A 4359-nucleotide genomic window follows, 5' to 3' on the forward strand; every position below is an offset into this window, starting at 1 on the left:
CCCGCCCGGCTCCCCCGGCGGGCCGCCGGCCGGTCCGCTCGGAGGCCCGGTGGCCGGGCCCGTCCTCGGGCACGCCGCGCTGATCGGCTACCTGGAGGCGGAGCAGCGGGCCGGCCGGCTGGCGCCGGGCGCTCCGGCGCCGGCCATCGCCGCCGCCCTGCTCGGCGGCTGCCAGCAGCACGCGTTCCTGATCCGGCTCGCGGGGCCGGAGGCGGTCGCGGCGGGCGCCCGGCTCCCGGAGGCGCCCGAGGAGTTCGCGGAGCGGCTCGTCGGAGCCGTCCTGGCCGGACACCTGCCCTCCTGACGCCGCCCGCCGCCCACCGCCCACCGCCGAACAGGCGCCCGAAAGTCGCCGAAAAGCCGCTTATAGCGCCACATCGGGCCCGGTTCGGCCGACACGCCACGGTATGTGACGGACGCCACGCAACCTTCCGGCCCCCTCCCGGCGTCTTACCTAGCGGGAAGCCACTGAAGCGTGGATGCGCCCGACCGAGCACGCCCGCGACGTCCCGGACCCCGGGGTCGCTCTGGCACCACCGGCCCGCGCACCCGCCGCCCGGCCCGCGCCGCCGCGGAGCCGAGCCCCTGACCACGCCGGACCGTCTCCCCCCGGAGACGCGCACGACTCCGCGAGGACCACGTCGCTGGACCGTGCCAAACGCCGGCCCGAACCCGTCGGGAACGGTGGCGCGTACCACCTGTACGGGGGGCGGTCATTCCGCCCGGCACGCGCGTGCCGCCGAGCACGCGCCAGCAACCGGCCCCTCACGGGGTCACGACCACGGGGAGCGATGATGACCGCTGTCACCATGCCCGTCCGCAAGCCCGCCGCGCGCGTTCCGGCCGCCGCCAAGCACACCGAGGGCCTCGACAACACCCGGCGCTACGAGCGCGACGTCCTGCCCCTGGCGGACCCGCTGTACGCCAGCGCCGTGCGGATGACGCGCAACAGCGCCGACGCCGAGGACCTCGTCCAGGAGACCCTGGCCAAGGCCTACGTGAACTTCCACCAGTTCCAGGAGGGCACGAACCTCAAGGCGTGGCTGCACCGGATCCTCACCAACAACTTCATCAACACCTACCGCAAGAAGCAGCGCGAGCCCCAGCGGGCCGGCTCCGAGGAGCTGGAGGAGTGGCAGATCGCGCAGGCCGAGGCGCACTCGTCCGGCTTCCGGTCCGCCGAGTCCGAGGCGCTGGACCGCATCCCCGACTCCGAGGTGATCGACGCGCTGCGCGCGCTGCCGAAGGACTTCCGGGACGCCGTCTACCTCGCCGACGTCGAGGGCTACCCCTACAAGGAGATCGCCGAGATGATGGGCACCCCCATCGGCACGGTGATGTCCCGCCTGCACCGCGGCCGCAAGCAGCTCCGCGAGGCCCTCGCGGGCCACAAGCGGGCCGCGCACACCCTCGCCGCCTGACCCGGCGCCGCCCCCCGCTCTCGAACCTTCGAACCTTCCGACTCGATCCCGCGGTTACCCCGTGACCGCGGGATCGTCCGTTTCCCTGCACGCTCGGTAGTCGCATGGATACATTGAGCGATGGTCCCTCCGACCGTCGGGAGTAGCCATGTCGAACCTCATCGCCGCCATCACGGGCGCCGTGATCGCCCTTTCGCCCGCCGTCCCCGCGCACCACCACGGCGCCGGGACGACGTCCCTCCAGCTCACGCTGACCCATCCGGGGCGCAACGCCTCGGGGACGCACGCGGTGACCCTCTCCTGCGACCCTCCGGGCGGCCGGCACCCGGAAGCCGCCCGGGCCTGCTCCGAGCTCGCCGGCTCCGGCGGGAAGTTCGCGCACGCGCCGGACGGACGGATGTGCACCGACGTCTACGCGCCCGTCGTCGCGGAGGCGAAGGGCCGCTGGCACGGCAACCCCGTGTCGTTCCACGCCCACTACGCCAACGACTGCGTGATGCACTCCCGCACCGGCACGGTGTTCGCGTTCTGATGCGCGTCCGGCCCAGGTCATCGAGACCGTCCGCATAGGCGGGCCGACCGTGGGTAAGGCGCGCACACGGGCCACGCGAGCCGCCGGTTATTCGAGAGGATGTGCGCGCGATGCCACGACGGGTCAGCGACGTCATGACCCCGGCCCCACAGGCACTGCCGCTGGACGCGACGCTGTACGAGGCGGCCCGGGTGATGCGGGACGAGGGGATCGGCGACGTGCTGGTCACCTATGCGGGGCAGCTGTGCGGGATGGTCACCGACCGCGACATCGTGGTGCGCGCCGTCGCGGAGAGCCGCGACACATCGCTGACGCCGCTCGGGGAGGTCTGTACCGCGGAGCTGTGCACCCTGCACCCCGAGGACGACACCGAGACGGCGGCGCGGCTGATGATCGAGCGGTCCGTCCGGCGGCTGCCGGTGGTGGACGGCGGGCGGCGGCCCGTGGGCATCGTCTCGATCGGCGATCTCGCGGTGGCGGACGGGCAGCGCGGCCCGCTCCCCGAGATCAGCAAGGCCCCGCCGAACAACTGAACCCCCACCGCGACCCCCGCGCCGCCCGCGACCCCCGCGACCCCGGCGACCCCGGCGACCCCCGCGCCGCCCGCAACCGACGCGGCGCCGGCGGTCCGTGTACTCCGGGGCGGGCGGCCATCCCCGGCATGACGTGGCGCAGGATAACGTCATAAGCGTGGCTCCAACCGAAACGGTGCTCACCGACCAGCTCGCCGTGGAGATCGCCCGGCTGGGGGTGGTCGGGGAGTCCTCCGACGTCGGCACCCTGCACCGGGTGGCCGAGCTGGCGTCGCGCGCCGTGCACGGGTGCGCGGGCGCCGCGTGCGTGCGCTGGGCGATGCCGCCGGCGTCCCTCGGGGACCCCGTCGCGGTCGCCGCGCTCGGCGCCGGGCCGGATCCGGCGCCGCGGCCCCCGGACGTCCCGCGCGTCCCGAAGCAGCAGGACGCCTCTGGGCGGAGCGCGGCCGACCCCGGCCTCCCGGAGGCGGCCGGGGAGGTCGCGCCGGACGAGCTGCCCTCGCCGGACGCCGAGCGCCCCGAGCCGCTGGCCGCCGCCGCCAGCCACCCCGACCTCGCCGAGGTCACCGACCGGCAGCTGTCCCGGGGACGCGGCCCGATCTTCGACGTCGTCATGGACCGCCGCACGGTGAGCTGCGACGACATCCTCGTCGAGACCCGCTGGCCGGAGGCGGTGTCGGACATGCTGCGCCGCGGCGTGCGGTGCTTCACCACGTCCCCGCACCTGAACCCGCCCGTCCTGGTCACGCTGACGCTGTACGGGGTGACGCCGAAGTCGCTCGGGCCGGACCGGCTCGCGCTCGTCTCGCTGCTGCTGGCGCAGGGCAGCGCGACGATGTCGAACGCGCAGCAGTACGACGACGTGCACCGGACCGCCAGGCAGTTGCAGGAGGCGGTGGAGGCGCGGGCCGTCGTCGACCAGGCCAAGGGGATCCTGATGCACGCGCTCGGCTGCGGCGCGGACGAGGCTTTCGCGGAGATGCGCCGCATCTCCCAGACCAGGCATGTGAAACTGACCGCACTGGCTCAGCGGATCGTCGGTGACCAGGGGCTCCGCTAGGTCCGCGCCAGGAGCACGGAGGTGACCGCATAGGCTGCGAGATGCAGTCGCCGAGACTGCGGTCCGGATGACCGGAGCCGCGAAGCCGGTCCTGTCCGGCCTCGCCTCGGGGCACAGAGGGAGACCCGTTGCACGATCAGCCCGATCAGCTCGAACCCGAGTCCCTGGTACGGGAGATCTCGGATCTCGAGGGGCGCATCGGTGAGCTGCGCCAGGCCTCCGGCATGCCCGAGGCCGACCTGCGGGCCACCCTGGACGCGGCGCTGACGGAGCTCGAGCTGGCGGTGACGGCGCTGCGCACCCTCGGCGCGGACCAGGGCGCCGAGCAGGGCGGCTCGAACGCGGCGGAGAACGAGCGCCGGGTGCTGCGGACGGTCTTCCAGGACGCGCCCGTGCCGCTGTTCCTGCTGGACCGCAACACCAGCGTCCGGCGGGTGAACCGCCAGGCGGCGGAGCTGCTGGGCACCTCGTCCGGCTATGTCTCCGGCAAGCAGTTCACGGCGTTCTGCGATCTGGCGACCCGCGCGGCGGTCCGGTCGCAGCTGGCCGCCGTGGTGCGGACGGGACGGCGGCGGCGGGTGCCGGTGCGGTTCCTCGGCCGGGAACGTCCGGTGGACGCGGTCGTGACGCTGGCGCGGGTGTGGATCCGCGGGGAGCCGGACCCGATGGTGGTCGTCGCGGCGGGTGCCGCGCGCCCCCCGGCGGACGCTCCGGGCGGCAGCGAGGCGAACGCCGGCGCGGAGACCGCGGGACGCGGCGCTCCGGCGAAGCGGGACGGCGGGAAGCGGTCCGCGGCGCGGCGGCCGGAAGCGG

The 4359-nt window shown here is 74.7% G+C and carries 5 protein-coding genes and 1 pseudogene; all 6 read left to right on the forward strand.

The features are described 5' to 3' along the window. Window positions 1-304 (forward strand): annotated as a pseudogene (locus F9B16_RS49450) (hypothetical protein); the annotation flags it as partial. A 505-nt stretch (window positions 305-809) separates the two neighbouring features. Beyond that, window positions 810-1421 carry a sigma-70 family RNA polymerase sigma factor gene (locus F9B16_RS49455; protein ID WP_151547195.1) on the forward strand — a complete coding sequence of 204 codons (612 nt, stop codon included), beginning with the start codon at window positions 810-812 and terminating at the stop codon, window positions 1419-1421. A 148-nt stretch (window positions 1422-1569) separates the two neighbouring features. After that, window positions 1570-1953, forward strand: a complete 384-nt coding sequence (locus F9B16_RS49460) for an SSI family serine proteinase inhibitor (RefSeq protein WP_151547192.1) — start codon at window positions 1570-1572, stop codon at window positions 1951-1953. A gap of 110 nt (window positions 1954-2063) precedes the next feature. Next, window positions 2064-2486, forward strand: a complete 423-nt coding sequence (locus F9B16_RS49465; protein WP_151547193.1) for a CBS domain-containing protein — start codon at window positions 2064-2066, stop codon at window positions 2484-2486. 157 nt (window positions 2487-2643) lie between these two features. Further along, window positions 2644-3546 (forward strand): ANTAR domain-containing protein, encoded by a 903-nt coding sequence (locus F9B16_RS49470; protein WP_225992666.1) that lies wholly within the window; start codon window positions 2644-2646, stop codon window positions 3544-3546. A gap of 128 nt (window positions 3547-3674) precedes the next feature. Then, window positions 3675-4359: PAS domain-containing protein (locus F9B16_RS49475; protein WP_225992667.1), on the forward strand; the 685-nt coding region annotated here is incomplete at its 3' end.

The organism is Actinomadura montaniterrae (assembly GCF_008923365.1).
Classification (GTDB): Bacteria; Actinomycetota; Actinomycetes; order Streptosporangiales; family Streptosporangiaceae; genus Spirillospora; species Spirillospora montaniterrae.

Excerpts from the sequence above, each read along its gene's own strand:
- F9B16_RS49455 (WP_151547195.1), top strand. The coding sequence starts at position 810 with ATGCCCGTCCGCAAGCCCGCCGCGCGCGTTCCGGCCGCCGCCAAGCAC.
- F9B16_RS49460 (WP_151547192.1), top strand. The coding sequence starts at position 1,570 with ATGTCGAACCTCATCGCCGCCATCACGGGCGCCGTGATCGCCCTTTCG.
- F9B16_RS49465 (WP_151547193.1), top strand. The coding sequence starts at position 2,064 with ATGCCACGACGGGTCAGCGACGTCATGACCCCGGCCCCACAGGCACTG.